Origin of the sequence: Mycobacteroides abscessus ATCC 19977, from assembly GCF_000069185.1 — a bacterium.
In the GTDB taxonomy this organism is placed as follows: domain Bacteria; phylum Actinomycetota; class Actinomycetes; order Mycobacteriales; family Mycobacteriaceae; genus Mycobacterium; species Mycobacterium abscessus.
On sequence record NC_010397.1, the window covers coordinates 1,110,452 to 1,136,872 of the forward strand.

The following is a 26,421-nucleotide window of genomic DNA, read 5'->3' on the forward strand; positions in this document are numbered from 1 at the left end:
TATGAGCATCGAGCACATCCGGTTGACGACAACGGCTCGCGACCAGCTAGTCACTCTGAAACGTCGAACCGGCATCACACAGTGGAATGTCCTGTGCCGCTGGGCGCTCTGCCGTTCTTTGGGGGAGTCTGCACCGCCTCCTGTGGCGAAGCTGGTGTTCGACAGCAATGTGGAGATGACATGGCGGGTGTTCGCCGGGGAACACGGCGACGAGTTGCTCGCGCTGGTGCGCTATCGCTGTCACGTCGACGGATTAGCCACGGATGACGACACGATTGGGCAGCAGCTCCGTCTCCATCTTCATCGCGGGATTGGCTATCTGGTTGGTGATCCGCGTGTCACTAACATTGCGGGACTTGCCTCTCTTGTACTGGAACAGCCGCCAGCGGCATGACCGAGCAGGTCGCGCGGCATCGAACGGCGATGACGCGTGCAGCGCTTTCCCGCCCGGTGGCGCTGGCGATATCTGACGGTGTACTGAATAGCTCCCTGTCCGTCTTCGACTACGGATGTGGGCGCGGCGACGATCTGCGGAACCTGACCGCTTTGGGATTTCAGACCGACGGGTGGGACCCGAGTCACCGGCCGGAGGCTGCGCTACGTCCTGCCGATATCGTCAACATCGGGTACGTGGTCAATGTCATCGATGACCGTGCCGAGCGTCGAGAGACGTTGCAGCGCGCATGGAATCTCGCCAAGCAAGTGCTGGTTGTGTCTGCGCGGCTGGTGTGGGAAGCGCGCGATCTTGAAGGCCGTCCCTATGCCGACGGCCTTGTAACCCGTACGGGAACCTTCCAAAAGTTCTATGAACAAGCAGAACTGGCGGCCTGGATCGAGGAGTCTCTAGGCGTGAAGCCCGTCGCGGCCGCACCCGGCATTTTCTATGTTTTCCGGGATGCGGCGCGTGCTCACGAGTTTCTTGCAACACGGGCATATACGTACCGCCCGCGGATGCGCGCCGACCCGCACGCGGTGTACGAAACGCACAAGCAAACCCTCGCACCTCTGCTGGATTTTCTCAGTATGCATGCACGTAGTCCACGCAGCGGAGAACTCGAAGAATCAGCCGAGGTTCAGATCCGGGACCAATTCTCGTCAATTGCCAGTGCTACCAACTTGATTCGACAAGTTACCGATGATGACTACTGGGATGACGTTAGATTGCAGCGACGTCAGGAGATGCTCGTCTATATCGCGATGTCTCGGTTCGGGCGACGCCCGAGGTTCAGTGAACTCGCGAAAACGCTTGCCGCAGATATCAAGACACACCTCGGCAAGTACAGTGATGCCTGTCTCCAGGCCGACCGTCTTCTCCTTGCCACGGGTGATCCCGCGATCGTGCTCGTATCGGCGCGAAGTAGCAGCGTAGGCAAGCAGACGCCTTCCGCTCTGTACGTTCATCGCTCTGCGCTTGGCCATTTGCCACCGGTACTACGTGTGTATGAGGCCTGCGGGCGGGTTCTTGCTGGCACCGTCGAGCATGCCAACATGGTGAAGCTGTCAGTAAAGGAGCCGCAGGTCTCATACCTGACTTATCCTGACTTTGACCGTGATCCGCATCCGACCCTGCGGTCGGCTGTCACGGTGAATCTCCGGAGACTCAGCGTGGACTGGCGCGACTACAGCCGGTCAGAGAACCCCCCCTTGCTCCACCGCAAGGAGGAGTTCGTCGGTCCGGATCATCCGAAGCGCTCTCTCTATGAACGCTTGACGCGCGCGGAAGTGAATGCCGGGCTGTATGCGCACCCGGAGCGGATCGGAACACTTATAGGTTGGCAGTCCACGATGCACGCTGCGGGAGTGTCAGTTCGTGGGCATCGACTTGTGCTTAGACAAGCGCTAAGCGGAACTGACGCGAAGTGACGCGACAGCACTTGCTTCAGGAATGGAAATCTACCAATTCAGCTCGATTCCGGTCCAATTAGGTCTTCGAGCTCAACCGATTCTTCCGTTTCATCCTCGATGTCCCCCGATTCACCTTCAAGTTCGTCTTCGCCCGCGTCAACTTCATCAGCGGAATCCGTGGAGATTGCTGCGTCCGCCTGTGCTTCCACCCATGCGTCCCAGTCGGCGGCGCTGATGCTGAACCAGCGAAGTAATGCCGTGCGCAATTCTGACGTCGCGGATTCCTTCGCCTGTTTCCGACGCTGAGCGTCGTTCAGTCCTGGATCGGAAGTCTTGAGCGCTTTCTCCTTCTCGCCGGCGACATACTCGATGTATGCACCTCTCGCGATGTCGCGATGCGCCTTGAGCGTCGAACCTGAAATCACACCGTCGAGTTCAGGTGCTGCTTGCTCCGACCCAAGAATCTCAAGCCAGAAGTAGCGGAACTGAATCGCTCGAGGTGCGTCCATATTGGCAATCACGTTAAGAGGGTGTCGCGGAAAATCGTCGCGCCGTTTTGCGAGTGCTAGTCGTCGGTCGTAGTCGCCCGTTATTTTACTCAACATCCAGGCGTTGATCCCACGCGTCATGCAATGTGCGATATCGACGACACTGGCATCGCTTTCTCTCGCGAGCCTATGCAGAGTTCCAAGTGTCAACGCGAGTCCTAGCTGGCAGGCATGGGTATTAATTGCCTGAAAAAGCTGATTGGCGCTCTCCCGCTTAGACTTGGTTCCCAATAGTTCCTGCGCGCGAAGCTCTTCAAACTCAGCCTGCTTCTTCACAATTAGGTCCCAGGCTTTTACCACGTCGGGCTTTGTGGATGCTCCGCCCTGGAGTGCACGCTCCTCCTGGTAGTAGATGGCGGAATCCCGCAGAGTCCAGTACATGCCCACCCCGCTAAAGAGGGCGTCGTGTGCCAGCATCGCAATAGCCTCGTCGGGTAACCAGTTCTGCTTCAGTTTGGTGAGCGCGTCGGCATGGGCTTTGAATGGCAACGTCTCGCTGAGGAGGATAAGAAGTGCCCGACTCCATGTGTCTTTGTATGCGTCCGCAAGTGTGCTGATAGCGGACTCGGGAAAGGCTAGGTTCCCCAACTTATCGCGGGAGAACGGTTCGTCGCCCGGCAACGTTGGCGGAAACAACTTGTCGACGGCAAGCTGTGTTCGCATGAATGCATTACGTTCTTCTTCCGGCTCGCGCTTGCCCATTGTAACATCGACTTTATTGATGTACTTCGGAGGTCCAAATATAACCCTAGTGACCATTTGCTTAAGGACATGGATATTGGTCAGAGCCGACCAGCGTGCGGACTGTGTAGTTTTAGTATCCGGATTATCGTACTCGATGCAGTAAAGAGGAAGAAATTCGTCAGTCGCCTGGTTGCGTAGCTGGGTCAATGAGGTCCGAGTGAGAATATTAACCAGTTCACCGTCGGACAACAAGATCAGGCGGGATTCGCTCGGCGCGCGCGCCTCTTTGTTCACGTCGACAAACAGCTTGCGTGCCGCCTTATGCGGATCTTTGTCTGGTCCAAATAGGTCCGGGAACCAGAGCACATTAACCGGCACTTCGATGTCATCGAGAGCAACATTGCCGAGGCTCTTAACTATCTCTTTAATGCGAGTCTCATAGAAGTAGCGATAGCGTGCACCGCCGCTGTCTTGCCACATAGACCGGAGCGTGCGATCGATGGCCAGTAGCGCCATCGCGCGGTGCTGGCCATCGATAACGACGATCCGACAGAACTCTTTATTCCACCACAGCTGTCCTAGGGCGACCGGATTCGTTTTGCCATCCGCCCCAAGCAGCCGACGTGTGCGGAGGTGTTGCCCTGCATCTTGCTGTGCCCATGAGAGACCCGAATCAGACACGGTTGTAGCGAGATCGAGCGATGGAAACTCTGAGGGGTGCTGGTGCTCGAAAGGCAACGCGATAGCGACGATCGGCGGAAAGAACGCAGGTCCAGTGGAATCGGGGTTGAGCAGATACGGGACTAGGCTCACTGCAACGCGATGGTCGTCAAGATCGCGCTGAAGGAGCTGGCTGAAATCCAGCTCTTCGGCCTCAATCACCTCGCGTACTGGCGCTAGATGTTGCGTGAGCCGTCGTTCGGGGTCTGTGGCTTCGGCGCCCAGGCGCGCCTTGGTCATCAGGTAGTTGACCCTGCCCGCCGGTGTTCTGAACTGGCCGACCGTGCCTTGGACGTGGTTCTGAAACGTCGGTCCGCCGCCGAGTTGACTCAGGCTCATGTTTACTGTCTCCCTAGAATGGGTTGGAAGATTCGCTGGACAATCCATTCGGCGGCTTGGGCAACCGATCGCTGGTTGGTGGTTGGCCCACTGTCGGCGGGTGGCGGTTGTGGCGCCGTCATAATCCAACACTCAAGTCGTTCGAGCGGTATCCCTGCCCCCGCGAGTCGCGCACCAAGGTCGCGGCCGAGAAATTGCAAGTTGGCGGCTTGTTCTGGCTTGCTTCGGAGCAGTGTGTTTGCCTTCTCAAAGCTAGCGCGGTGTTCAGCAAGTCGCTCTCGCAGGTTCGTCGCGACGCCGATGTAGAGCGGACTGGCGAAGACAGGCGGAGCCGAAAGTAGCAGCTGGGTGAGGAGCCGACGATTGTCTGCAGTCGCAGCTAGCTCTCCAAGTCGGTCGTTGATGGGTGATTCGGCCGAACCAGCGGACCGTCGGGTGATGGACTGTCGTCGTATCGAGCCGAACCAGTTCAACCCGTAGGTGGCTGCTCCTTTGAGTTCCACCGCCGCGGGCTCATGGATGCGGGCGTAATCTTCGATCGCATTTACTAGGTCGAATCCCGCGACGTCGAATCCATTGCGCATCCGCGGATGCCAATCATCCTCAGACAAGGCAAGCTGCGCATACCACGCGTAGATCCCGGGAAGATCGGGTGCGAGATCGAGTTCAAGAGCGCCGAGCCGCGTCGGTGGTGATCCGGGGTCGTTCCCAGTCGGCGGCGGCATGGCCTGATCCTAGGTCGTGGCTTGTCGCCGAGGTGACGCATATCCACGGGCCAAACTGTCGTGTCTTCCCATGACGGGGGCACCTGCGCTGGTAGCGTCGCAAATCGAAGGGGGGACCGCGATGTTGTATGGAGCGGCCTCGGTTGAGGCCAAGAGCATGACCGTCGGTGAGGTCATGAACGAACGCTTCCCCTTCGCTGTGCCCCGATACCAGCGTTCCTACGCGTGGGGGGACGAGGCAGTCGGCTTCTTCATCCGTGATATCGAGGCGATGCTGGACCAGCCGGCAGGACAGACGAGTCACTTCTTTGGTGGAGTGGTGTGTATCCAGCTCACCGACAACCAAAAGACGCGCCCCACGAGCTACGAGGTGGTCGACGGGCAGCAGCGCTTGGCCACGTTAATGCTCGCGCTGTCCTGCGTTGTTGAGGTCGCCGAGGATCTGATTAAGCGGTGCGCCAAGAAGGATCCCCAGATAGCGGCGAGCGCCAGCACACTTCGCGATGAGATCGTCGAGAACTTCGTTACCTGGAAGGAGTCCGACGTCGCGGCCGGGATTTCCACGGTCCGCCGACGGATGACGCTCTCGCTCGCCGACGACGCTGTCTTCGAGGCTCTTGTCATGCGCAAGCGGGTACCGACGCCAGCGCGAGAGGGCCACACGCTCCTGATCGAGGCGCATGAGGCTTTGATGGCGATGACCTACCGTTTCGTCGGCACAAAGGGAACGCTCAAGGAGCGCCTTGATCGGCTTCTCCGACTGCGGCAGGCACTTCTGCAGGATGCGCACGTGATTCATATCGTATCGAAGGAGCGCGCACAGGCGTACCGACTCTTCTCTGTACTCAACCATCGTGGCGAATCTCTATCTGATGCCGACCTCCTTCGCAGTCGGAGCTTGGAGATGCTTGAAGGATTTCTGTCCCACCAGGAGGCCGCGGCTCTGATCTGGGACGATCTGTTGTCAAATAAGGCACGAGATGTGGAACTGTTCTTCCAAGCCATCTATCCCTCTGTCACCGGCAAGCGCGCCCAGGGTGACCTGTTCGAGGCGCTGGAGAAGGCATTTCTTCCGAGCGTCGTCCCAACCTCTACGGCGGATGCCGAGCGGGTTGTTGCGCGAGTCGAGTGGTTCCGCGACGAATTCCTGCTCTACGCGAAATTAGTCGCCGGAGACTGGCCGTATCCACGACAGCCGCCCGGGCAGCAGCGAGTGAACAGTTGGCAGATAGAGCGGCTGCGGCGACTTACCGTAACGTTGCGGCACGATTTGGCGTTGCCACTGTTGCTGGCAGCAGCGCGGTCGCTGTCGGAGACGGACTTTGCGGCTCTGGCATACATGTTGGAGATCTTCGCTTTTCGTTACAAGATTATCTGCGGTGCGCACGCTACGAAGCCTTCGAATCTGTACTACGAGCACGCCTATCTGATGCGGATGGCGACTAAATCGAAGCCCTATACGCTCAAAACGCTCAAGCAGGAGTTGCGGCAGCTCATCGCCGATAAGGCGGGGGACGCACTCTTTAAGCAATTGTTGTTAGAGAAGTTGCGGTATTCCAACTCCAGTCAGCGGGTCAACATCCGGGAGTTCCTAACTGTTCTAGAGGAACATCGAGCGTGGTTGGCGAAGCCGGCATCCAAGCAGGGTGTGGCCGCACCAAGGCCTTCGATGACCAAGGTCATCGACATTGACGAAGCGACGATCGAGCACATCTATCCACAGGGCGCTTCCACGACCGACAAGGATGCCGCACTGGAGCAGAAGAAGCACTGGCTCGCTAATCTGACGTTCTTCGGTCCAAAGGACAACTCTGACACCGGCAATAAGCCCTTCTCGGTCAAGCGAACCACAAGCTATCCTGCCAGTGAGATTGCGATGACGGCAGATCTAGCGAAACTAAATTCCTGGACGGATGTGGAGTTTGACGACCGTGAGAAGAATCTACTTGACCTGGCTATCCTTGTGTTTGTAATTTGAGTAAGCGGCCATTTTTGCAAGACGACATCAAACATACTGGCGTCAAGCAATTGCGCGGCACAGTGCAAGCGATATCTGTCGTTGACGGAAGTAGAGATTTTATGTCGATGTCCGAACTGCTTAGCGAGGGATACCGTTTCTACAAGGCGACTCCGTTGAGTACGGTCGATTGCGTGGCTCTCCGAGGGCTCGACGATCATGCCCGTGGATTGAAAGCGATCATCGAGTTTCTTGGTCTACCCGCCCACAAGCCGCATATGACTGATAAAGAGATCAGGCATGAGTGGACTCAGGTGGAGCAGTGGCTAGGAATGGCGGCCGGGTTGCGCTTTGTTGACATCGAATTTCTCGACGGCAGAGATTCGTGGTTGTGCTCGGTTGCTGGTGACTACAACGACGCCCATAATTCTCTGGTAAGCGCCTATGCGACCGAACAGAATCGTCTACTGTACGTGTGGAGCGCCGCCGAGAGGCTATTGAAATTGCTGATTCTTCCGGATAACGTGCCGGATAAATTTAGAAACAATTACAACCGAGCATCTTCGCTATTGACTCAATCTTATGAACTGGCAGATTTGCCCGAACACTACATGTGCGTGTACGAGCACCTCTGTCAGCACGTTCAGAATGATGCAGCGCTTCAGTCGGAAAAGAGTTTGTCTCGATCGCTCCTGAAAACCTCATGGCGAAGAGAACCTGGCTTGCTGCTTTCGATCGGAAATTCGATGCGGAACATTCCAGCTCACGGTGTCGACACAGGTCCTGCCGTGACGGACTGGGACCGAGACGATCCTCGTTCAGAGGTAGCGTTGTCGACCGCGTATCACGCGCCTATGCTCGCGACACGGGGACTTTTGCTTAGCATTCAGATGCTCTTGGCCACGAGTTGCCAGTACTTTCCGGACGACCTAGACGACGACATCGTGGACGGTCGATGGGTTCGTGCTGCGGGCAAGTGGGAGTGGGTCACAAACCTGGAACCTGCGTTGCGAGATATCATATTATCGGCGCACCTGCGGAACCCTGACGAGTTCGATGACGGCTCGATGTGATCGCTAGTACCTTCTTCCTCGCGGCCGCACCGCCACCCCGGCAGCCTTCAGGATCTTCAGGACTGTCGTTCTCCCGATAGCGAACGTTTCTGCAACCTCCCGGCTAGTCTGTCCGGACTCGTACGCCGCGACCACCTGGGCTCGAAGTCGGTCAGTGACCCGTTGTCGTTGACGTGGGGGAGACACGAACGACAGAGGTGATTCAACTTCACCAACACCATCTTGCGCATCCGTCAACAATGTGTTCGGACTGAACCGTCCCAGGGCTGGTTGCATGTCCGCAGCCGGCGACTGCGGATGAGAAAATCACCGAGACCACCAACCCTGCGAGACGTGAGAGGCGGGTTCGTGGCGATGCGGCCGCGCTGCTGTCGCGGGCGGGTCTGGCTGTCTCGGTCGGACCATCGAGGGCAAGCACAAGTTCTTCCTCAACATTGAGGGAATGACCGAGACAGTGCTGCATGTAGTTGATCGCGAAAAGCGGCGGATCGATCAGTGGACGGCCGAGTGTTGCTTCTGCTGAGGGCTGTTCGAGAACCAAGATGGTGGACATGGTTGGTACGGGCGATTCATTGATGGCCCATGAAACCGGTAGTTCAACAGATGAACTGGGCCACGTCCGACTGGTGGTGGACATCGGATCCTCCTCGTCTGGATTGCGGTGGAGCGGGTCGTGAATTGATGCGTCTACCGTCTCGTGGGAGTCGTGGCCGCGATACCCAGCCCAGCGCCCGATTTCGGAGCGAATCGACCCGTAAACTCATGTGTCCGCTGGGTAGTGGGCACTGGATCGGTGTGGGAGGCGCGAGATGACGGCCGAATCCGTGGAGGAGTCAACGTCGCCGAGGACGCTGCCGTCGTTAAGCCAGGTTGAGAGTGACCTGACGAAGGTACGTCAGCATGAGGGTGCTTCACTCGCTCGCGTGACTGAATACGGCAAGAACCTGCAGCGCCTACGCATCAGTCAGCATGAGTTTGCTCCGCGCGGAGGCAACGCGGGCACGACACTGCCCATCACGACGATTAGGGCGCTTGATTGTGCGCTGCAAAGCTATCACGCCGAAGACACCCACGCAGTAATCCTGAAAGCGATATTGAACTTAAGGAATGCGCCCGGCAACCTGACCGACCGGCGACAGGATGCGATGCTGAATCTAGGTATCTATGGAAAAGATACCTATAGCCGAGCAGAAGCAGCCGCAATCCTTATGTTTGCGGACCTGATATGTAATCAGGAGCTGTCCTTCTGCGAGAAACGCAACAAAGATGAAGCAGTGATGTCGATCGTGAGGGCATCGTTCGACGAGCATCGACGCCAGATTCATCTCATCCTCGACTTGCACGAGGACGATGGTCAAGTTGCGATCGATTTGTCCTGCAGATTGTCCATCGTGGCTTCGAGCGATGCGTTCCCGGTAGAAGTCGATGAGCACGGAAAGCTACGAGGACCCGTCGCGCGGGATCTTCCGGATAGTTTCTGCTGTTCGCATCGCCTGCGCATGGGTTCGATCGTTCTCACGCTGCAGGCTTTCGATTAGGTCTGCAAGGGCCGATTGGGATTCACCTACCCACCCTGGCAACGCCGCTCGCATCCGGGCGAGCGCTCCGTCATGTGAGGCTCGCCGACGGTGGGCGAGCATTGCCACTCGGTCGGCCACTTGCTCAGGTGTTAAATCTGCGCCTTCGGCTTGCGATGACACGAAACCATTCCTTTCCGTCAGCCAAATGTCGCCGCTCTACGCCGAACTTCCCTCCGGCCAGCCAGGATCGTTCGGCAGCGTGAGCGGCGGGTCGGGCCGGACGTACGGTTTGGGCCAGTTGTTGGGTATGCCGGGCGCGAGCTTTTTGCACTGCGGCAGATCTGTGGCCGCGAAATCTATGCAGGTCAGCACCCAGGTACCAAACACGTTGTCCGTAGGCCGCTTGGCTGGCCCCCGCTGGTTCGCCAAAGGCGGGTGTTGTTGCCCGGCAGGAAGTTTCGGGTCTGGGCCGAATATGAGCCACTGGGCATGCCCTAGAGATTGCGAGCCGCCACTGTGGTACGTGCCGTCCGTCATCTTTCCCGCTGTGAGAGAACCGTAACCACAAACCCCCGCCGTGAACTGGTCACCGTCCTGGCGCAGCTCCACAATCTCGGCGTAGTCGGTGCCGACATTCTCGACCAGGTTTGGATAGAGATAGTCAAACCCTTGAGACTCGCCAAAAAAATCTAGATCCCACCCGTTGTTGAACGCATGATCGAAGCCGGGGTACCCCACTGCTCGGATCGCGTCGATGCCTCGCCCGGGCCCAGATTGTGCCGCAGTAAAGGACTCGGTGATCGCGCGCACGAAGGTGCCTTCGGGGAACATGAGGTCGGCTACCGGGTTGGGAATCCACCGCATGGTGGTGCGGTCCTTGTTCTCCCAGGTGAGTGCTGGTTGTTTGGGTTTCTCGTGCGTGCACGAGGTGACAAGCAGAGCACACATCGCAGCTGCGGTCAGCGTGAGGGTCCGAGGGCTCACTGGTGGGGGTCCCACTGCCAGTTCGGGTATTTCCCGCCCATCTGTTCCTGGGCTTGCCAGTGGTCCAGGTTGACGTTGTAGTCGCGTGGGGCCGTGGTCTTGAACCAGTCATCCAGGGCCCTTTGAGCTTCCTTCACGCTCTGTGGCTCCGCCGAGATGGTGCTGGGGTCGAAGTGTCCGCCGTTGATGTATTTGCCGACGATGGGGTCATCGGCGATGCCGGGGTGGGCCTGTGCAAGTGCGTCTAGGACGCTGGCTTGGTAGGCGGAGGGGTTGCCGAAACTGCCGGACTGGGCAAGGTCTTGGGCGAATCCTTCGGGCAGTTTCGTGGTGTTTTCCATCTGTTTTTGTGCGCTGTCGAGAACGTCCATAGCGTCGCTAGCGAAGGGCACCTTGCCGATCAGTTTCTTGAGGTCCTCGACATTCTGGTCCGTGGGTTTCTCGCCGACAGAGTCCAGCGCCCCGTCGAGCATGCCTTGGGAGAGCCGTCCAGCGGCTTTGAGGTCGTGGTCGCTGCCGGTACGGGCAGCATCGTTGAGGAGCTGCTGGTGCTGTTCCTGGGCTTGTTCGTTGATGATTTCGCCTGCGTAGTGGCCTTTGTCGGACGTGGACACCATGTCCCGCATTTCGCCGATGTTCTTGAACGGCTTGATGGCGGGGTCTTGCCGGTATGAGGGGTCCGAATCGGCGTATTGGCTCAGGTATTCGCCCTGCACCTTCCAAAGGCGACATTGAGACCTACCACGAGGACGGGGTCTGGAAGAACCGGGCGCAGGGCGGACAGCGAGCGTCGAACACCGCCGAGACGAAGGCCGAAGCTCAGGCGGGGCCGGACGGCAGATGGCGATCGATCGCGGCGTCGAGCACGTGATCAAGAAGATGGACGGCACGATCGGCGAGCGCAACACCTATCCGCGGAGCCGTGACAAGAATCCACCGAAGGGATAGCTGCGTGCCTCGCGAAGCGGCCCCTGCTGTCGGGCCTGTCCGGGCTGCGCCCGCCTTCGATGGAAGCACCGTCGCGGGGCCCGCGTGGCGATGCGGAGGTCCTCTGCATGTGTTCGCCGCAGTATTCCGATAGACCGACTAAAGCTGTTGCAGCACAGCGCTATTGACGCCCTGGACGCGGCCTGATCTGGACGCCATGCTGGCGAAGTTTAGCGGCGATGGCGGTGTTAGAGACACTGAATCGGGCACTAAGCGCCGCAAGTGAGCTGCCAGCGGCGTAAAGGTCGGCGGCTTCCCTCGCCTGCTCGTCGGCGAGACCTTGGCTGCGGATGGTGACGCCCTGCTCGCGGAGCACCGTGGCGACCCTGGTCTTCGAGATGCCGTAGTGAGTGCCGATCTGCTGAGCGGTCTCACCTGCTTCGTACCGAGCAACGATGTCGGCAGTGTCCCCGCGCTTCAAGAACCGTTTCGACTGTATTCTCGGCTTGTTGCGATGCAATGAGCGTGGACGAGGCGCAGACTCGTCAATCCGTTCCCGCAGTTCAGACCACTTTTTTGACAAGTGTGCATGTTTCGAGTTTCTTCCCCTTAGCTCCACCAAGAGAACCCCCGGCCAGGCCGGGGGATTTCATTTTTGCGGTTCGTCGGGCGACTCGGCCTCGTCGTTCGCCTTGGCGGCACGGCCCGGATTGCCGATACGGCGGTTGAGTGCGTATACAGGGGCAGCCGCCCGTGCCACCAGCGGTGGAATTGCCTGGCGCGCCCTGCGGGTGTTGAAGAGCCCAGCATTCATGCCGATACCTATGAAGGTCATCGCCACGATCGCCGCTATCCCGACGAACGTTGTCGTCATACGACCCACAGTATCGTCAAGCGCTGACCAGCGCCTCCGAGGTGTTGCGGCGGGCGATCACGACGGTGCGAAGCGCCGTGCTCCCCACCAACCGATGCCCGCCACGGCCGCGGGCACCCCGAATACCGCCAGCAACACGGGCAGTTCCTCGGCCACGCCATAGCCCGCCTCGAAGACACCCACGCCCATATTGAACACAGCAACGCCTGCCCAGGCGACAAGAAAATGCGTGACGGCGCTCTGTATCCCGACCTTCTTGACTACGGCGCCCACGGCGAGGAACGCCAGCGCTGCGACAACTCCAACGACGATGATGATCGCGGTCCGGCTCATAGCGATGGACTCTAGGTCATCGAACGCTGGACGGGGCAATGTTGAACGCCCGGCCAAAGGCATAGGAGAACGCGGCCGGGGTGGCGTAGCCCAGCCGCCCGGCAACCTGAGTCACCGAATGGTCGCGCAGCAGCGGCACCGCCGCCAGCAGCCGTGCCCGCACACGCCACGCGGCGGGGCTCATCGCGACCTCGTCCCGGAAGCGGCGCGTCAGCGCGCGTTCGCTTGTACGCAGTCGCCGTGCCCATTCGGCGTTGGTCACCGACACATCGGGTGCGTCGAGGTATGTGCGGCACAGCTCGGCCAGATCGGCCGACCATGGGATGTCCACGTGCAGCGGCAGCGCGGTGAAGGACGCAATCTCATGCAGCAACAGTGTGATGAGGGCTCCGCCGCGGCCCGATCTGTCATAGTCGACATCCAGATCGGCTGCCGCACTGAGTAGCTCATGCATGAGCGGGCTGACGTCGACCACCACACACGATGTCGGCCACCACGGCGCCGCCGACGGCTCAACGTAGAGACTGCCGGTGCGTACCTCGAACATGCGCACCCGGTGCCTGGTACGCGCGGGGATCATCACCGCGCGGTGGGTGGGCACGGTCCACGTCCCGGCATCGGTGTCCACGATCATGGTGCCGGTGGTGGCGTACAGGAACTGTGCGCGCCGATGCCGGTGCCAGTCCAGTAGCTGCCCATCCGCGTAGTCGGTGCTGATCGGCAATACCTCATGGGGCAGGTGATCGACATCGGCCAGCGGTATGTTCCGCATCTGGTCAGGATACGGCTGAAAGTCGAATGTATTGAGCTGTCATTCGATTGTCTGCGGAGACGGCGTCGGATGAACTGTTCTCATGCTGGTGCTCGTGCTGATCGGGATTCTCGCCGGGCTGACCACCGTGCTGTTTGGCTTCGGGGGCGGCTTTGTCACCGTGCCGGTGATCGTCTGGGCCGATGGCGCGCTGGGTGCGGCGGCGCCGGCGGTGGCCGTAGCGACGTCCGCGGTGGTGATGGTGGTCAACGCGGCCGCCGCTACCGCGGCAACATCGCGTGCCACGTTGGCCCATCTGCGAAGCGCCGTACCCCTCGTGGCCTTGCTGGGGTGCGGTGGGGCGCTCGGCGCGGGCCTGGCCCGGCTGGCGCCACCGCAGCTGACCACCTGGGGTTTCGTCGGCTACCTGGTGATCACGATCGCCGATGTACTGCTGCGGCCCGGATTTCTGCGCCCTCCCGCCGTGATCGACGGCCCCCGACGCGAGTTCGCGATCCCTGCGGGTCTGGGCATCCCCATCGGTGCGACAGCCTCGTTTCTGGGCGTAGGCGGCAGCGTGATGACGGTTCCATTGCTGCGCCGCGGCGGTCAGCCCATGAGTGTGGCTACCGCACTTGCGAATCCGTTGACATTGGCCATCAGCGTGCCGGCCCTGGCGGTCTTTCTGACGAGCACCGCGGCGGTGGCAGGTGAGCCGTACTTCGCCGGGGCGGTCGATTGTCGTGCCGCGGCCGCGCTGTTGGCCGGGGCGCTACCGTTGGTGATGTGGTTGCGACGGCGGCCCCCACGGCTACCCGACACCGTGCACGCCTGGGCCTATGTTGGGCTGCTTGTCGTTTCAGCCGTGGCGATGCTCACTGCCGGCGCACCGTGAGCAGGACCTTGCCGACGGTCTCCGGCGAGTCCAGCAGCCGGTGCGCTTCTGCGGCGTCGGTCACCGGGACCTCGGCGGAGACGACGGGCGCCACGGTGCCCTCGGCGATCAAGGGCCACAAATGCTGCCGCAGTTCGGCGATGATCTCGGCCTTGGAGCCTGGTCCCTGTTCGGGCCTGCGACGCAGGTTGGTCGCGTGCACCGAGCCTCGCTTGAACAGCAGTGCGCCCAGATTCAGTTCGGCGGCGGCCCCGCCCTGCAGTCCGATGATCGTCAGGTGGCCGTTTTCGGCCAGCGCCTCCACATTCTTGGCTAGGTAGCCGCCGCCCACGATGTCCAGAATGACGTTGGCACCGGAGTATGCCGCGTTGACCACCGCGGGGAAATCCTGCTCCCGATAATTGATCAGGGTGTGCGCGCCCAGCTCGCGGCACCGGTCCAACTTGAATTGCGTACCCGCCGTCACCGCCACATTCGCGCCCAGCGCGCGGCCCACTTGTATTGCGTGCGTGCCGATTCCGCTGCCACCACCGTGAATCAGCAGTGTCTGTCCGCTGCGCAGACCGCCCGTCATCACCACGTTCGACCACACCGTGGCGGCGGTCTCCGGCAGGGCTGCGGCGGCGGTGATGCTGACGCCCCTCGGCACGGGCAGCACTTGGGTGGCGGCCACGTTCACTCGCTCGGCGTATCCGCCGCCCGCCATCAGCGCGCATACCGCATCACCGGGCACCCAGCCCTGTACTGCGGGGCCAACTTCGGCGATATGGCCGGAAACCTCGAGACCCGGTATTTCACTGACACCGGGTGGCGGTGGATAGAGACCCAGGCGCTGCATCACGTCGGCCCGGTTCACCCCTGCCGCCACCACGTCGATGGTCACTTCCCCGGGGCCGGGTGCGGGCAGGTCGGCTACCTGCGTCCACTGCATGACCTCGGGATCGCCAAAACCGTTGAGCGTTATCGCATACATGGGGTTGTCTCCTTGGGTCGCTCGCCGAACGTGGCGCAAGGCTTCGGCCGGCGGGGGTGAGCCCGGCTAATGTTCGGACGGGGAGATCTCGATGGCGACCGACGCCCGCTGCCGCCGCGTTATCCAGACGCCGAATTCGCTCAGCGGCCCCAGCAACCGGTACTTGCGGTTCATGATCTTGCGGACGCCCGGGCCGTCGGCGAATTCGAGAATACGGGCGGTGCCCTCGACCACCGGGGAGTCCGCGGTGAGCTTCCCGCGCACATCGCAGGGCTGCAACGTCACCGCCGGATTGCGGCGGACCCGTTTCACCTTGTATGCGCCGACCTCCGAGAAGAAGTAAAGCTTGCCGTCCGCGGGCGCGATCCAGACCGGGCTGGAAACGGCGGTGCCGTCCTTGCGGTAACTCGTAAACGACACATAGTTGGCCCGGCCGACGGCATCCCAATCGGTCATCGTTGTCTCCCTTGCATTTTGCTTATCCCTCCGATTGTGGCGCAAGGAACATCTGGCCGCACGGCTCTGATGAGGAACGAGCATCGCGCGCCGCGTAGCGTGGTGTGGGTGTCGTCTCCGGATCTGCAGCAGCTCGCCCCTTCGCTGTTCCGTCTGCGTATTCCGGGTGGCCGGGCACATCTGCTGAACTGCTATCTGTGGCTGGCGCCGGACGGCGTGACGCTGATCGACACGGGATGGCCCGATAGCGCGGAGCTGATCGAGCAGGCGCTCCATCAGCTCGGCAGGGGCCGCACAGACATCGTCCGGATCGTGCTCACCCATTTTCACGAGGACCATGTGGGAGCCGCGGCCGAGATAGCCGCCTGGTCGCGGGCCGAAGTAATTGCGGGAGAGCCTGACTCACCCTTCATCACCGGTGAACGCGGCGGGCCGGTGCCCGTGTTGACCGCGGGAGAGCAAGCCCTGCATCCCGGGTTCACCGAGCCACCACACGGGCCGGTGTGCCGCGTGGACCGCGCGGTGAAAGACGGTGAGGTGCTGGATTTCGCGGGCGGCGCGCACGTTATCGCGGTGCCGGGGCACACCCCCGGCAGTATTGCCTTGTATCTGCCCGCCGCCGATGCTGTGCTGACCGGCGATGCGGTGGCCGAATTCAACGGGCAGGTCATTCTCGGCGTGTTCAACTCTGATCGGCAGGTGGCGGCGAGGTCGCTGTCCAGGCTGGCTGCCACCGGCGCCGAGATCGGGGGTTTCGGCCACGGTGAGGCCATCCTGGAGAAGGCCAGTGCGCGCATTGCCACGGCCATCGACGCGTTTGGTGAGTGAGATGTCCCACTTTCCAGCGTGTTCCCAGGTTGGCAGTCCACACTTCTAAGGTGACGCGGACACGGTGGGCCGGGTTGGGCCTTCTCGCCAGTGTTGTGGTCGCGGGCTGCTCGCAACCGATCAGCCCTGAGGTGCAGAAGCCTCCGACTCCTGAGCTCACGGACTTGAAAATCGATGCTGCCGCGGCAGATTCGTTGTTCGCGGGGCTCGACGAGATCAAATCCCTCGGCTTCCCGTCGGCCGATACGACACATACCGATACTGCGCCGGTCTATGGACCGGCCATCAACCCCGCGGACCCGTGCGGAATGCTGCACGCGACCTCGCAGGGCGACTTGGGCGACGGCTGGCAGGCGTTCCGCCAGCTCAATGTGGCCAGCACCAGCGACTCGCGTCAGACGCTGCACGAGACCGTCGCGATTTTTCCGGACAAGGCCACCGCTCAAGCCGAATTTCAACGGCTGACAGAGGCATTCAACAAGTGCAATTCGCTATCTCCCAGTGCGTACTCGTTCGGGATGCGTAACGCGATCACACTCTCGTGGGCCGACAACACCGGCGCCACACGCATCTACACCACGGGGAACGTCGTGTACGGGGTGACGTCATCGGGTGCCACCGACAACGCCGAAGTCGCCGGGCAGGTGGCCAACCAGTTGAAGACCAACATCATCGACCCTGCTTAGAACCACCGTTCAGTCGGTACCGTCGCCCTGTCCATTCATCGCGGGTATCGCCAGACCTTTCCTACCGAATACCCGCGTGAGCGCAAGGCGATCGTTCCGCGGCTGCGGTCGGGGACCTACGACTCAATATTTACGCACTACTTCAAAACGTAAGCGATTCGTGTAACACTGAGTTACACGATTGAGGTGGAGGTGGTGCGACATGGCTGCTCCGGCGACGGCCCCATACCCGAAGACCCGGCGCATCCGGTTCTGGTTCGGCGACCCGGTTCCGATGCGAAGGCACTTTGCCGACAATGACATTGCGTTGAGCCACGTGCTGGCGGGCGCTTCCGCGGTGTTCCCGCCGGGGGAGGAGTTCTTCGTCCGGTCGGTGCGTCGCTATGCCGACAGAATCACCGAGCCGACGCTCAAGAAGCGGGTCGCCGGATTCATTGGTCAAGAGGTCACCCACGGTCTGCATCACCGGGAGCTCAACGAGAAGCTCACCGAGATGGGCTATCGCAGCAAGATGGTCGAGAACATCGGGCGGCGTTCGGGCAAGGTCGAGGATCTGGTCGACAAATATCTGCCGAACATGGACCGCCTCAAATACGTCCGGCTGACCATGCTGGCCGCGACGGCCGCGCTGGAGCACTACACTGCCGTGCTGGCCGAACGCCTACTCGAGAGCAGTGAGCTGCAGGACATGGTGACCGACGACGAAGTGCGGAATCTGTTGTACTGGCATGCGATCGAGGAACTTGAGCATAAATCGGTCGCCTTCGACGTGTACCGCGCGGTCGGCGGTCCAGAATGGTTGCGGCGCGCGGTCATGGCGGTCATCTGGACGGGAACGGTGCCGTTCGCGACGGCGGGCTCGTGGTTCTCCATCGCATGGAGTGATCCCGACGGGCGGCGCCAGCCGGGGCGGGTGCTGCGCGAAACGGTGGGATTGATCCGCGGCCCGCTGCTCAACGACGGCATGATCGGCAGACTGGCCGTCTACATGAAGAAGGATTTCCATCCCGACGACCTCGATACGGACGCCCTGTTGGACCAATGGCGCGCCGAGTTGTTCGGTGCCGACGGCACGCTCGTCGATCACTTGAAATAGAGACAACGATGGCCCGGGCTTGTGGCCCGGGCCATCGTCAGGTCCTGCTGTACTCAGCAGCTCAGTGCGACATGCGCGACCTTGCGGTCGATCGTCGGCACGGTCGTGGGGTTGTTACGCACATCTCGGGCCGGCTGCACATTGCTCACCGGTGACTCCTGCGTGACCGACTCGACGGTGCACTTGGTCAGGTCGCCGGCGCCCGTCTTGGAGACGATCACTCGGTACCCGTTGGACTTGAGGTCATTGATGACGGCGTTGGCATCGCCCGATCCAGCCGGCCCGGCGAGCGCGACACTTGCCGATCCCAGCGACGCCCCGATGAGGCCGACTGCGGCAATGCCTGCAAATAACAACTTCTTCACGATTTCACTCCTCTCTCCTCACTCCTCGTGGCCCAGCTGTTACAGAAATGTTTCCGCGTATCACATCAAGGCCGGATCCTCGACTCGCCAAATCATCAACGTTCGTGAATCTGTCCTGTCCAACGCGGTAATACTCAGAATGATTCCCGGTTTCGGAAATTGACATCAAATTCATAGACGCGCTTGCGTCCACTCTTAGGTGACGCTGAGTGGGTCAGCCGCGGCGGGGTGTACCCCAGCGAACCGGCAAATATGGTTAGGTAAGGCTAACTAGACGTTGCAGTTAAGGGAGATGTACACCAGCTTGTGGTCGAGCACCCGGACGGGAAGCACCAGCCACTTTCCATTGGGCATCCACGTGCGCTGATACTCCGTGCGGTAAACGTCCTGCCCGTTGCGGATGTTGGACACGGTGCACTTGTTGGTGGGCGCGCTGCCGCTGCGGTCGATGATGACCTGGTAACCCTGCGATTGGTACTGGTTGATGACTGACTGCGCGTCATCGGCGAGCGCCGTCGCGGGGGTGAGGGCCATCAGTGCGCCGGCTCCCACGGCTGTCAGGCACAACCGGGCCAACCGAGCTGCCGTCTTCATCTCACACCGTCCTCACAGTTTTTAACTCTGGGTCACACAGACATTGTTCCCTATAGGTGCCATCGATTTTTCGTTCCAAATCGATACAGTGGCCGGGTGTTGAAGCCGGTGACCGTCAAGAGCTGGGGAATCTGGGCCATCTGTGCGCTCGCGGCCGTCGTGGTGGCCGGGTGCGGCCGGTCCGTCCAGAACCCCGTCAACCACAACATCACGATCGGAAACATCGTCTCGCTGCAGAGCGAGTTCGGGCCGGAATTCACGGTCAAGACCATGAAACCGGCCGGGATGGATCCCAAGCTGCTCTCTCCGGCTCCGTTGCCCCCGGGGGTGACGGTAGATCCACCCGATTGTGCCAAGTACAGCGGCGGCAGTGCGGTGCCCGCGGAACTCAAGGGCAACATGGCGGCGCTGACCGCGACCGGTGCGGGCAATCAGTACGTGGCGGTCGCCGTCGAGACATCGCAGGAGGTCCCGTTCGATCCTGCCGTGTCGGAGAATTGTAAGAAGGTCGGGTTCCGTGGCAACGGGATCGCTGGGCAGACCGAGGTGATCGACGCGCCCTCCATCGACGGTGCTCGCACACTCGGCATGAAGCGCGATGTGCTCAGCGGAACCTCGGGCAGGGCGATTGGCCAAGAAGTGCTGAACTACTCGGCTTATCTGGGCCGCTACATGGTGGTGGTGACGGTAAGTCCCATCGCCGTCGGAAAAGTTCCGCCCGCCATGCCCGACGGTAAGCGTGCCTCCGATCTGCTGGTCAAGGCGGTTGCGGCGGTGCGCTCCTAACGCACGTCGCGAGGCCGGTACTGCAGGCTGATCCGGGGGCCCACCGGCTTAGACGTTTTCGGGATGGCGTGCTCCCACGTCCGTTGGCACGAGCCGCCCATCACCAACAGATCGCCGTGTCCGATATTGATGCGGATCGATTCGCCGCCGAGTCGTGGTCGCAGGGCGAAAGTTCGTGTGGCGCCGATGCTTACGATCGCGACCATGGTGTCTTCACGCAGGCCGCGGCCGATGGTGTCGCCGTGCCAGGCGACGCTGTCGGTGCCGTCGCGGTACTGGCATAGGCCCACGGTGGTAAACGGCTCGCCGAGTTCATCGGTGTACTCGCCATTGAGGCGGTCGCAGATGGTTTCCAGCACCGGATGCGGTGGCGGTCCCGAGGTCAGGTCGTGGAAGCTGACCAGGCGGGGCACGTCGAGGGTGCGGTCGTACATGCGGCGCCGCTCGGCTCGCCAGGGCACCTGTGCCAGCAACTGGCCCATCAGATTGTCCGCACGCCCGAGCCATTCGTGGTGCACCTCAAGCCATGCGCCGCCGGCCAGCTCGCGGCGCGGGACCGGCGGTGCGCCGAACAGTGATGCTTGAACCGCGTGTGTCACACCCACATGGTATCGCACATACGTTCGATTGCGCGGCAAGCTAACGTCTTCTCATGACGGATGTCCCTGTACTGGGTGCCAATTCGGAGGTGGGACGGCTGCGGGCGGTGGTGTTGCACCGGCCCGGCGACGAACTCAAGCGGTTGACTCCACGAAACAACGATCAGCTGCTGTTCGACGGGCTGCCCTGGGTCGCTCGCGCCCAGGAGGAGCACGACGCTTTCGCGGAGGTGCTGCGTTCCCGTGGTGTCGAGGTGCTGTTGCTCTCGGATTTGCTGCGGGAGGCGCTTGCCAGCGGCGCGGCCCGGGTGCAGGGCATCGCGGCGGCTGTTAATGCGCGTCGATTGGGTTACGCGCTGGCGCAAGACCTTTCGGCGTATCTGCGATCGCTGGATGCCGCCGATCTGGCGTATGTGCTCATGTGCGGGATGACGTTCGACGAGCTTCCGCTGGGCGGTGGGGTGGCGCAACCGTCGCTGGTGCGCACCATGCACCACGGATCGGATTTCGTCATCGAACCATTGCCAAATCTGCTGTTCACCCGCGACTCGTCCTTTTGGATCGGACGCAAGTTCGCGATCACCACGCTGGCCCTGCCCGCGCGGGTGCGTGAGACCTCGCTGACGGATCTCATCTACGCCCATCATCCGCGCTTCCTCGGGGTCCGGCGTGCCTACGAGTCGCATTCGGCGCCGGTCGAAGGTGGCGATGTGCTGCTGTTGGGGCCCGGTGTGGTCGCCGTCGGGGTGGGCGAGCGCACCACTCCCGCGGGCGCGGAAGCGTTGGCGCGCAGTCTGTTCGATGATGGTCTGGCGCATACCGTGCTCGCGGTGCCCATCGCCCAGGAGCGAGCGTCGATGCACCTGGACACCGTCTGCACGATGGTGGACACCGACGCGGTCGTGATGTACCCGGCGATACAGGATTCGTTGTCGGCGTTCACTATCCGCCGCACGGACAGCGGGGTCAGCATCTCGGGTGCGGAGCCGTTCGTCGAGGCCGCGGCCGACGCGATGGGCATCGGAAAGCTGCGCGTCATCGACACCGGGCTGGATCCGGTGACCGCCGAACGTGAGCAGTGGGACGACGGAAACAACACCCTGGCGTTGGCGCCCGGGGTCGTCGTCGCCTATGAACGCAATGTGGAAACCAATGCCCGCCTGGAGGACTCGGGGATCGAGGTGCTCGCGATCTCCGCCTCGGAGCTGGGCACCGGCCGCGGCGGACCACGCTGCATGTCCTGCCCGGTCTCACGCGATCTGCTCTAGTCACTGCGGGCCGACACGCCGTGTTCTGCGCGCTGCGCTCGGCATGTCACGGCGTGTCGGCGCAGGGGAGGGGTCAGCGCCAGCTGGGCAGCCACATCTCCATGTTCCACATGAACGGTGAGATGGCGGCACCGGTGAGGATCGGATACAGCCAGGCGAAATTGGTGACCACCAGCGCCAGATAGAACGTTGCGATGAACATTCGCAACTTCTTTCGTTCCGGGTTATCCGTCGGCTTGCGCAGGAAGTCACCGATGATGAACGCGATCATCATCACCAGGAACGGCACCATGGGCGTGGCGTAGAAGAAGTACATCTGCCGGTCGATGTTCGCGAACCAGGGCAGCCACCCCGCGCAATAGCCGACGAGCGCCGCCGCGTATCGCCAGTCCCGGCGGACCACGGTCGCCCACGTGGCCCACAACAGCACCGGAACCGCCAGCCACCAGATTGCCGGTGTGCCGACCAACAACACCGCGCGCACACAGGAATTGGTGCCGCACCCGGAGATGTTCTTGTCCTCGATGGCGTACAGCAGCGGCCGCAGCGACATCGGCCAGGTCCACGGTTTGGACTCCCACGGATGGTGGTTGCCGTTCGAGTTGGTCAGCGTGGAATGGAACGTGTAGACGCTGTGGGTGTAGTACCAGAGCGAGCGCAGGGCATCGGGCATCCATCCGCCGACCCCGATCTGCCGACCTTCGGCATGCCGGTTGATGCCCGTCTCGGAGGCGAACCACGACCAGTACGAGGCCATATACACCAGGAACGGGATGATCAGTAGTGCGTACAAGGCGGGGCCCAGATCGCGCACCGCCGCACCGGCCCAGGGGCGCTGCACGCCGTAGGCGCGGCGTGCAGCGATATCGAACGCGATGCATAGCACGCCGAAGAATGCGATGAAGTACAGCCCCGACCACTTTGTGCCGCAGGCCAATCCGAGCAGGATGCCGGCCCCGAAACGCCACCAGCGCACACCCAGGCGAGGGCCCCACGGCGTGTCGCCGATGCGCCCCTCGAGATACGCGTTGTAGAGGCGCTGCCGGACCTGGTCCCTGTCGACGATCAGCGCGCCGAAGGCGGCCACCACGAAGAGCGCCTGATACACGTCCAGCAGCGCGGTGCGGGCGGTGACGAAGCTGACGCCATCGGCGATCAGCAGCACGCCGGCGATGGCGCCCACCATGGTGGACCGGCTGATGCGTCGCGCGATCCGGGCGACCAGCATGACCAGGATGGTGCCCGAGAGGGCCGCCGCGAACCGCCAGCCGAATGGGTCGTATCCGAACAGCCATTCGCCGATGGCGATCATCTGTTTGCCGATCGGCGGATGCACCACGAGCCCGTAGCCGGGGTTGTCCTCGACGCCGTTGTTGGTGACGACCTGCCAGCCCTGCGGCACGTAGTGCTTCTCGTCGAAGACGGGAGTGCCGCGATCGGTGAGCGCGCCAAGGTTGATGAACCGGGTCAGTGCCGCTATCGCTGTGATGACGGCGGTCATCACCCAGCCCCGGAAACGGTCGGTGGGCCCGAAGTCCGCGGGCGGTATCCGGGGCCCGGGAGACTGGAGATCCGACTCGGCTGCCGAGGTCGGCGGCAGGGTTGCGGGCGCGGTCACACGGTCGATCGTAGGGGAGGAGCCTGCTCGGCCATCTAAGCTGCCCGGATGGGGAACTTGCTGCTGGCGGCGACGCCGCTGGGTGAGCCGGCGGACGCCTCGCCCCGATTGCGTGAGGCGCTGGCCAAGACATCGGTGGTGGCTGCCGAGGACACGCGTCGTGTGCGGGCCCTCGCGAAATCACTGGACGTGCAGATCAGCGGCCAGATCATCAGTTTCTACGATCAAAACGAGGCCAGCCGCATCGAGCCGCTGCTGGCGGATCTGGAGGCCGGATACGACGTGCTGGTGGTGACCGATGCGGGTATGCCCTCGATCAGCGACCCGGGGTATCGCTTGGTCGCCGCATGTGTGAGACAGGGCATACCGATCACGTGTCTGCCCGGACCGTCTGCGGTGACGACGGCGCTGGCGGTCTCGGGGCTACCGGTAGACCGCTTCTGTTTCGAGGGCTTTGCGCCCCGTAAGCAAGGAGCGCGGAGCCGGTGGCTTTCCGAGTTGGTCGCCGAGCCGCGCACCTGTGTGTTCTTCGAGTCGCCGCGGCGGCTTGCCGAGACACTGGCCGATGCGGTGCAGGTGCTGGGCCCGGAGCGCCGAGTGGCGGTGTGCCGTGAGTTGACCAAGACGCATGAAGAGGTGCTGCGGGGAACGCTGCGCGAGTTGGCGGCGTGGGCCGAGGGCAACGAGGTGCTCGGGGAGATCACGGTGGTGCTCGACGGCGGTCGTCCCGCGGTCCCCGAGATCGAGACCCTGGTGGCCAGGGTCGAGGAATTGATGGACGACGGGATGGGGTTGCGTGAGGCCTGTGCGACGGCCATCGGGGAGTCCGGCGCCACGCTGTCGCGGCGCGACCTCTACGACGCGGTGGTCAAAGCGCGGGATTGAGTTCCGCGATCGCGGTGAGGCCGATGGTCGCGGCGGCCTTGTGCAGACATTCCTGCCATTCGGCGTCGGCGTCGGAGTCGGCGGTGATGCCGCCGCCCACGCCCAGCACGGCGCTGCCGTCCGGTGCGATTTCGACGGTGCGGATCGCGACGTTGAGTTCCAGGCCGGCCGCGGGTGAAAGCATGCCGATGGTGCCGCAGTACACCCCGCGGTGCTCTGCTTCCCATTGTCGAAGTAGTTGGCGTGCACGGGTTTTCGGGGTGCCTGTCACTGAAGCGGGTGGGAATGCGGCCGCGAGCAGATCGCCGGCGGTGGCCTCGTCGGGCACCTTGGCCGCCACGGTGGACACCAGATGCCACACGCCGGGCGCCGGATGGACGGCCAGCAGCTCCGGGACGGTGACCGTGCCGGTATCGGCGATGCGTCCCAGGTCGTTGCGCACCAGATCGGTGATCATCACGTTCTCGGCGACGTCCTTGATCGACGTCAGCAGCGCGGCAGGGTCTTCCGTCGCCGCCAGGGTGCCCTTGATGGGGCTGGAGCACACATCGGTGCCGTTGCGTCGCAAGAACAATTCGGGAGATAGCGAGGCGACGGCGCCCCAGATGCCGGCGAGGTAAGCGGCGCGGGCCGGTGCTGTCCGAGTGACGGCATCGGCGAAAAAGTCCAGCGCTTTCCCGGTCAGCGAGCCACGGAACTGCGTACATACGCAGGCTTGGTACACCTCGCCGGCCGCGATGGCTTCCAGGCAGCGGCCGACCGCGCCGCGGTGATGCTCACGGTCCGGGGCGGTCCAGTCGATGGACCACGGTGCGGGCTCGCAAGGGTGTGTCAATGCGTGCAGTATCCACTCCGGGCATTCTTGATCCAGAAGGCTTTCGTACCACCAACATTCGTCCTCGTCGAGACGCAGTACCGCGTTGGTCCAGCCGCCGGCCGCGGCCGGAAGCCGTTGAGCCCGCCCGGTTGCCGCCCGGTCTGGATATCCCAGATAGCCGATCCAGCCGCCGCCCACGGCGCCCGGCGCAACGGTGCCTACATGAGAGGCCTTGCCGCCGAATGCTTGTCGAGGCAGCACGGGGCGCGTAGCCAAGGACGGTGCGATGATCGCCCGCGAGCCATACCAAGAACCGATCAGTGCGGCGGGAGCCGGACGCTGCGTGTCGCGTGCGGCGGCGGCCAGCGATCGCAGCACGGCCGGCGGGTCGCCGAGATCGCCGAGCTGCTGGACGTGCATCGATCTAGTTTCGCAGACCCTTCACCAGTATCGCGCGGGTGTACAGCAGTGAGAAGCCCTGGCGCTGGGTATTCTGCTGGGATTTCGACCCCGGCTGGGTGGTGACAACCGCGAGATCTGCGCCCTCGCGCGCGGCTTCGTGAAGACGAGTGGTCAGCAGCGCGGTCTGGATGCCACGGCGGCGGTGCGGTGCGGCGGTTGCCGCGCCGTTGAGCTGGGCCACTCCGTCGAGCAGGCGCATGCTCGCACCCCCGGCGACGGCGCCGTCGCGCAGTGCGACATACCGCTGTTCGCCTTCCACCGTCGCCAGCGCACCGATCGCGCGGGAAAGCACCTCGCGGGGAAACGATTCGTGTGAGGGCACACCCTGCCCATCGGGTGCGGCGAACCCCTCGACCACCACATCAAGCCACGCCGTCAGTTCGTCGGTCCCGCTGTGACGCACCGTGATGCCGTCCGGAACCACGGGTGCGGGGGCTTGGGCCAGGGGGCGCCCGAGAACATCCTCGAATGACACGAGCAAGTACCCCCGGGCCGTCAGCAACTCGCAGATCGTGGGATCTGCCAGGCTGGCGACCTCGGCCTGCACCGGGGTGTCGCGCGCGGCGAATTCACGCTCGATGTCCGCAAGATCGGATTCACTGGGGACGCCGCCGAACCCGAGCCCGGCGATCTTGTTCATGGGGGAGTCCGGTCCGGCGTACGACGCGACACCGCCGGCCAACGGGAGCACGAGCCCGTCATCACACCTGGCAGTGCCGGCGGCAATGGTGTCGGCCTCGGCGCGTTCGATGCGCGCGGCCGTGTCGATATCACAGAACACGCCGGTGATTGTGTCCGATGACCCGCCGGGGC

The 26,421-nt window shown here is 62.4% G+C and carries 30 protein-coding genes; 14 read left to right on the top strand and 16 right to left on the bottom strand.

Annotation, left to right across the window (positions count from 1 at the left end; translation table 11 throughout):
* Window position 1: 1 nt before the first annotated feature.
* The gene (dndE, locus tag MAB_RS05710) at window positions 2-394 is read left to right on the top strand and encodes a DNA sulfur modification protein DndE (protein WP_012296384.1); all 393 of its coding nucleotides are present in this window, start codon (window positions 2-4) and stop codon (window positions 392-394) included.
* On the top strand, window positions 391-1,863 hold the full coding sequence (locus MAB_RS05715; RefSeq protein ID WP_005109925.1) for a DNA phosphorothioation-associated putative methyltransferase: 1,473 nt from the start codon (window positions 391-393) through the stop codon (window positions 1,861-1,863). Before dndE ends, MAB_RS05715 begins: the two co-directional genes overlap by 4 nt.
* A 38-nt stretch (window positions 1,864-1,901) precedes the next feature.
* On the opposite strand, the gene MAB_RS05720 is transcribed toward MAB_RS05715, so the two are convergent.
* Together MAB_RS05720 and MAB_RS05725 are read right to left on the bottom strand one after the other, a co-directional pair.
* Window positions 1,902-4,136, bottom strand: a complete 2,235-nt coding sequence (locus MAB_RS05720) for a ParB N-terminal domain-containing protein (protein WP_005109927.1) — start codon at window positions 4,134-4,136, stop codon at window positions 1,902-1,904.
* A 2-nt stretch (window positions 4,137-4,138) separates the two neighbouring features.
* Window positions 4,139-4,861 (bottom strand): hypothetical protein, encoded by a 723-nt coding sequence (locus tag MAB_RS05725; RefSeq protein WP_005109928.1) that lies wholly within the window; start codon window positions 4,859-4,861, stop codon window positions 4,139-4,141.
* Window positions 4,862-4,982: 121 nt separating this feature from the next.
* Between MAB_RS05725 and MAB_RS05730 the strand changes: the two genes are divergently transcribed.
* The 3 genes from MAB_RS05730 (at window position 4,983) to MAB_RS05745 (ending at window position 9,429) form a co-directional block, all read left to right on the top strand.
* Window positions 4,983-6,839: a DUF262 domain-containing protein gene (locus MAB_RS05730; RefSeq protein ID WP_005109929.1), complete on the top strand. Its 1,857-nt coding sequence runs from the start codon at window positions 4,983-4,985 to the stop codon at window positions 6,837-6,839.
* A gap of 101 nt (window positions 6,840-6,940) precedes the next feature.
* Window positions 6,941-7,891 carry a hypothetical protein gene (locus MAB_RS05735; protein ID WP_005109930.1) on the top strand — a complete coding sequence of 317 codons (951 nt, stop codon included), beginning with the start codon at window positions 6,941-6,943 and terminating at the stop codon, window positions 7,889-7,891.
* Between the two features lie 809 nt (window positions 7,892-8,700).
* Window positions 8,701-9,429: a hypothetical protein gene (locus MAB_RS05745; protein ID WP_005115151.1), complete on the top strand. Its 729-nt coding sequence runs from the start codon at window positions 8,701-8,703 to the stop codon at window positions 9,427-9,429.
* 198 nt (window positions 9,430-9,627) lie between these two features.
* Here the strand turns inward: MAB_RS05745 and MAB_RS05750 are convergent, their stop codons facing one another.
* A complete protein-coding gene (locus MAB_RS05750) occupies window positions 9,628-10,359 on the bottom strand; it encodes a hypothetical protein (protein WP_005109933.1) in 732 nt (243 codons plus the stop codon).
* Between the two features lie 32 nt (window positions 10,360-10,391).
* Entirely contained in the window at window positions 10,392-11,111 is a 720-nt protein-coding gene (locus MAB_RS05755; RefSeq protein WP_005109934.1) for a hypothetical protein, read from the bottom strand.
* Here MAB_RS05755 and MAB_RS05760 point away from each other — a divergent pair.
* Together MAB_RS05760 and MAB_RS25135 are read left to right on the top strand one after the other, a co-directional pair.
* Window positions 11,066-11,266, top strand: a complete 201-nt coding sequence (locus MAB_RS05760; RefSeq protein WP_250635713.1) for a DUF2188 domain-containing protein — start codon at window positions 11,066-11,068, stop codon at window positions 11,264-11,266. The two genes, MAB_RS05755 and MAB_RS05760, sit on opposite strands and share 46 nt — an antisense overlap.
* Window positions 11,236-11,343 (top strand): DUF2188 domain-containing protein, encoded by a 108-nt coding sequence (locus tag MAB_RS25135; protein WP_021269229.1) that lies wholly within the window; start codon window positions 11,236-11,238, stop codon window positions 11,341-11,343. Before MAB_RS05760 ends, MAB_RS25135 begins: the two co-directional genes overlap by 31 nt.
* Before the next feature lie 160 nt (window positions 11,344-11,503).
* Here the strand turns inward: MAB_RS25135 and MAB_RS05765 are convergent, their stop codons facing one another.
* From MAB_RS05765 to MAB_RS05780, 4 genes are all read right to left on the bottom strand, one after another.
* Window positions 11,504-11,803 (bottom strand): hypothetical protein, encoded by a 300-nt coding sequence (locus tag MAB_RS05765; RefSeq protein ID WP_005109936.1) that lies wholly within the window; start codon window positions 11,801-11,803, stop codon window positions 11,504-11,506.
* A 168-nt stretch (window positions 11,804-11,971) separates the two neighbouring features.
* Window positions 11,972-12,196 (bottom strand): hypothetical protein, encoded by a 225-nt coding sequence (locus tag MAB_RS05770; RefSeq protein ID WP_005087266.1) that lies wholly within the window; start codon window positions 12,194-12,196, stop codon window positions 11,972-11,974.
* Between the two features lie 57 nt (window positions 12,197-12,253).
* Window positions 12,254-12,529 (bottom strand): hypothetical protein, encoded by a 276-nt coding sequence (locus tag MAB_RS05775; protein ID WP_005109937.1) that lies wholly within the window; start codon window positions 12,527-12,529, stop codon window positions 12,254-12,256.
* A gap of 16 nt (window positions 12,530-12,545) precedes the next feature.
* A complete protein-coding gene (locus tag MAB_RS05780; RefSeq protein WP_005092845.1) occupies window positions 12,546-13,301 on the bottom strand; it encodes an AraC family transcriptional regulator in 756 nt (251 codons plus the stop codon).
* A gap of 82 nt (window positions 13,302-13,383) precedes the next feature.
* Here MAB_RS05780 and MAB_RS05785 point away from each other — a divergent pair, with 82 nt between their 5' ends.
* On the top strand, window positions 13,384-14,175 hold the full coding sequence (locus MAB_RS05785; RefSeq protein ID WP_005109939.1) for a sulfite exporter TauE/SafE family protein: 792 nt from the start codon (window positions 13,384-13,386) through the stop codon (window positions 14,173-14,175).
* Here MAB_RS05785 and MAB_RS05790 read toward each other — a convergent pair.
* A complete protein-coding gene (locus tag MAB_RS05790) occupies window positions 14,156-15,148 on the bottom strand; it encodes an NAD(P)H-quinone oxidoreductase (protein ID WP_005109941.1) in 993 nt (330 codons plus the stop codon). The two genes, MAB_RS05785 and MAB_RS05790, sit on opposite strands and share 20 nt — an antisense overlap.
* Before the next feature lie 66 nt (window positions 15,149-15,214).
* A complete protein-coding gene (locus MAB_RS05795) occupies window positions 15,215-15,604 on the bottom strand; it encodes a PPOX class F420-dependent oxidoreductase (RefSeq protein ID WP_005082890.1) in 390 nt (129 codons plus the stop codon).
* A 108-nt stretch (window positions 15,605-15,712) separates the two neighbouring features.
* On the opposite strand from MAB_RS05795, the gene MAB_RS05800 reads away from it, so the two are divergent.
* The 3 genes from MAB_RS05800 to MAB_RS05810 all read left to right on the top strand — a co-directional run bounded on the left by MAB_RS05800 (window position 15,713) and on the right by MAB_RS05810 (window position 18,214).
* Entirely contained in the window at window positions 15,713-16,432 is a 720-nt protein-coding gene (locus MAB_RS05800; protein WP_005109943.1) for an MBL fold metallo-hydrolase, read from the top strand.
* Window positions 16,433-16,563: 131 nt separating this feature from the next.
* On the top strand, window positions 16,564-17,118 hold the full coding sequence (locus MAB_RS05805; RefSeq protein ID WP_005122101.1) for a sensor domain-containing protein: 555 nt from the start codon (window positions 16,564-16,566) through the stop codon (window positions 17,116-17,118).
* A gap of 202 nt (window positions 17,119-17,320) precedes the next feature.
* Complete coding sequence (locus MAB_RS05810; protein WP_005082887.1) at window positions 17,321-18,214, top strand: metal-dependent hydrolase; 894 nt, start codon at window positions 17,321-17,323, stop codon at window positions 18,212-18,214.
* 53 nt (window positions 18,215-18,267) lie between these two features.
* On the opposite strand, the gene MAB_RS05815 is transcribed toward MAB_RS05810, so the two are convergent.
* Window positions 18,268-18,579 (bottom strand): hypothetical protein, encoded by a 312-nt coding sequence (locus tag MAB_RS05815; RefSeq protein WP_005109946.1) that lies wholly within the window; start codon window positions 18,577-18,579, stop codon window positions 18,268-18,270.
* Window positions 18,580-18,849: 270 nt separating this feature from the next.
* Window positions 18,850-19,173, bottom strand: a complete 324-nt coding sequence (locus MAB_RS05820; RefSeq protein ID WP_005063327.1) for a hypothetical protein — start codon at window positions 19,171-19,173, stop codon at window positions 18,850-18,852.
* A gap of 96 nt (window positions 19,174-19,269) precedes the next feature.
* On the opposite strand from MAB_RS05820, the gene MAB_RS05825 reads away from it, so the two are divergent.
* Window positions 19,270-19,959 carry a DUF5642 family protein gene (locus tag MAB_RS05825; protein ID WP_005109947.1) on the top strand — a complete coding sequence of 230 codons (690 nt, stop codon included), beginning with the start codon at window positions 19,270-19,272 and terminating at the stop codon, window positions 19,957-19,959.
* Here the strand turns inward: MAB_RS05825 and MAB_RS05830 are convergent.
* Window positions 19,956-20,558, bottom strand: a complete 603-nt coding sequence (locus tag MAB_RS05830) for an alpha-ketoglutarate-dependent dioxygenase AlkB family protein (RefSeq protein ID WP_005092853.1) — start codon at window positions 20,556-20,558, stop codon at window positions 19,956-19,958. The two genes, MAB_RS05825 and MAB_RS05830, sit on opposite strands and share 4 nt — an antisense overlap.
* 53 nt (window positions 20,559-20,611) lie before the next feature.
* Here MAB_RS05830 and arcA point away from each other — a divergent pair, with 53 nt between their 5' ends.
* Window positions 20,612-21,826, top strand: a complete 1,215-nt coding sequence (arcA, locus tag MAB_RS05835; RefSeq protein WP_005082883.1) for an arginine deiminase — start codon at window positions 20,612-20,614, stop codon at window positions 21,824-21,826.
* 73 nt (window positions 21,827-21,899) lie between these two features.
* Here arcA and MAB_RS05840 read toward each other — a convergent pair whose 3' ends face one another.
* Window positions 21,900-23,444 carry a dolichyl-phosphate-mannose--protein mannosyltransferase gene (locus tag MAB_RS05840; protein ID WP_005109948.1) on the bottom strand — a complete coding sequence of 515 codons (1,545 nt, stop codon included), beginning with the start codon at window positions 23,442-23,444 and terminating at the stop codon, window positions 21,900-21,902.
* A gap of 48 nt (window positions 23,445-23,492) precedes the next feature.
* Between MAB_RS05840 and rsmI the strand changes: the two genes are divergently transcribed.
* Window positions 23,493-24,329: a 16S rRNA (cytidine(1402)-2'-O)-methyltransferase gene (rsmI, locus tag MAB_RS05845; protein WP_005114051.1), complete on the top strand. Its 837-nt coding sequence runs from the start codon at window positions 23,493-23,495 to the stop codon at window positions 24,327-24,329.
* On the opposite strand, the gene MAB_RS05850 is transcribed toward rsmI, so the two are convergent.
* A complete protein-coding gene (locus tag MAB_RS05850; RefSeq protein WP_005092857.1) occupies window positions 24,313-25,566 on the bottom strand; it encodes an aminodeoxychorismate synthase component I in 1,254 nt (417 codons plus the stop codon). The genes rsmI and MAB_RS05850 overlap by 17 nt on opposite strands.
* Before the next feature lie 4 nt (window positions 25,567-25,570).
* Complete coding sequence (locus MAB_RS05855) at window positions 25,571-26,389, bottom strand: GNAT family N-acetyltransferase (protein ID WP_005109951.1); 819 nt, start codon at window positions 26,387-26,389, stop codon at window positions 25,571-25,573.
* Between the last annotated feature and the right edge of the window lie 32 nt (window positions 26,390-26,421).

What these genes read in the sequence shown, in the direction of transcription:
- dndE (WP_012296384.1), top strand. Translation starts at nt 2, where the DNA reads ATGAGCATCGAGCACATCCGGTTGACGACAACGGCTCGCGACCAGCTA.
- MAB_RS05810 (WP_005082887.1), top strand. Translation starts at nt 17,321, where the DNA reads ATGGCTGCTCCGGCGACGGCCCCATACCCGAAGACCCGGCGCATCCGG.
- MAB_RS05745 (WP_005115151.1), top strand. Translation starts at nt 8,701, where the DNA reads ATGACGGCCGAATCCGTGGAGGAGTCAACGTCGCCGAGGACGCTGCCG.
- MAB_RS05760 (WP_250635713.1), top strand. Translation starts at nt 11,066, where the DNA reads ATGAGGGGTCCGAATCGGCGTATTGGCTCAGGTATTCGCCCTGCACCT.
- MAB_RS05750 (WP_005109933.1), bottom strand. Translation starts at nt 10,359, where the DNA reads ATGTGTGCTCTGCTTGTCACCTCGTGCACGCACGAGAAACCCAAACAA.
- MAB_RS05850 (WP_005092857.1), bottom strand. Translation starts at nt 25,566, where the DNA reads ATGCACGTCCAGCAGCTCGGCGATCTCGGCGACCCGCCGGCCGTGCTG.
- MAB_RS05780 (WP_005092845.1), bottom strand. Translation starts at nt 13,301, where the DNA reads ATGCGGAACATACCGCTGGCCGATGTCGATCACCTGCCCCATGAGGTA.
- MAB_RS05820 (WP_005063327.1), bottom strand. Translation starts at nt 19,173, where the DNA reads ATGAAGACGGCAGCTCGGTTGGCCCGGTTGTGCCTGACAGCCGTGGGA.
- MAB_RS05790 (WP_005109941.1), bottom strand. Translation starts at nt 15,148, where the DNA reads ATGTATGCGATAACGCTCAACGGTTTTGGCGATCCCGAGGTCATGCAG.
- MAB_RS05725 (WP_005109928.1), bottom strand. Translation starts at nt 4,861, where the DNA reads ATGCCGCCGCCGACTGGGAACGACCCCGGATCACCACCGACGCGGCTC.
- MAB_RS05785 (WP_005109939.1), top strand. Translation starts at nt 13,384, where the DNA reads ATGCTGGTGCTCGTGCTGATCGGGATTCTCGCCGGGCTGACCACCGTG.
- MAB_RS05730 (WP_005109929.1), top strand. Translation starts at nt 4,983, where the DNA reads ATGTTGTATGGAGCGGCCTCGGTTGAGGCCAAGAGCATGACCGTCGGT.
- MAB_RS25135 (WP_021269229.1), top strand. Translation starts at nt 11,236, where the DNA reads ATGGCGATCGATCGCGGCGTCGAGCACGTGATCAAGAAGATGGACGGC.
- MAB_RS05735 (WP_005109930.1), top strand. Translation starts at nt 6,941, where the DNA reads ATGTCGATGTCCGAACTGCTTAGCGAGGGATACCGTTTCTACAAGGCG.
- MAB_RS05775 (WP_005109937.1), bottom strand. Translation starts at nt 12,529, where the DNA reads ATGAGCCGGACCGCGATCATCATCGTCGTTGGAGTTGTCGCAGCGCTG.
- MAB_RS05715 (WP_005109925.1), top strand. Translation starts at nt 391, where the DNA reads ATGACCGAGCAGGTCGCGCGGCATCGAACGGCGATGACGCGTGCAGCG.
- MAB_RS05795 (WP_005082890.1), bottom strand. Translation starts at nt 15,604, where the DNA reads ATGACCGATTGGGATGCCGTCGGCCGGGCCAACTATGTGTCGTTTACG.
- MAB_RS05770 (WP_005087266.1), bottom strand. Translation starts at nt 12,196, where the DNA reads ATGACGACAACGTTCGTCGGGATAGCGGCGATCGTGGCGATGACCTTC.
- arcA (WP_005082883.1), top strand. Translation starts at nt 20,612, where the DNA reads ATGACGGATGTCCCTGTACTGGGTGCCAATTCGGAGGTGGGACGGCTG.
- rsmI (WP_005114051.1), top strand. Translation starts at nt 23,493, where the DNA reads ATGGGGAACTTGCTGCTGGCGGCGACGCCGCTGGGTGAGCCGGCGGAC.
- MAB_RS05720 (WP_005109927.1), bottom strand. Translation starts at nt 4,136, where the DNA reads ATGAGCCTGAGTCAACTCGGCGGCGGACCGACGTTTCAGAACCACGTC.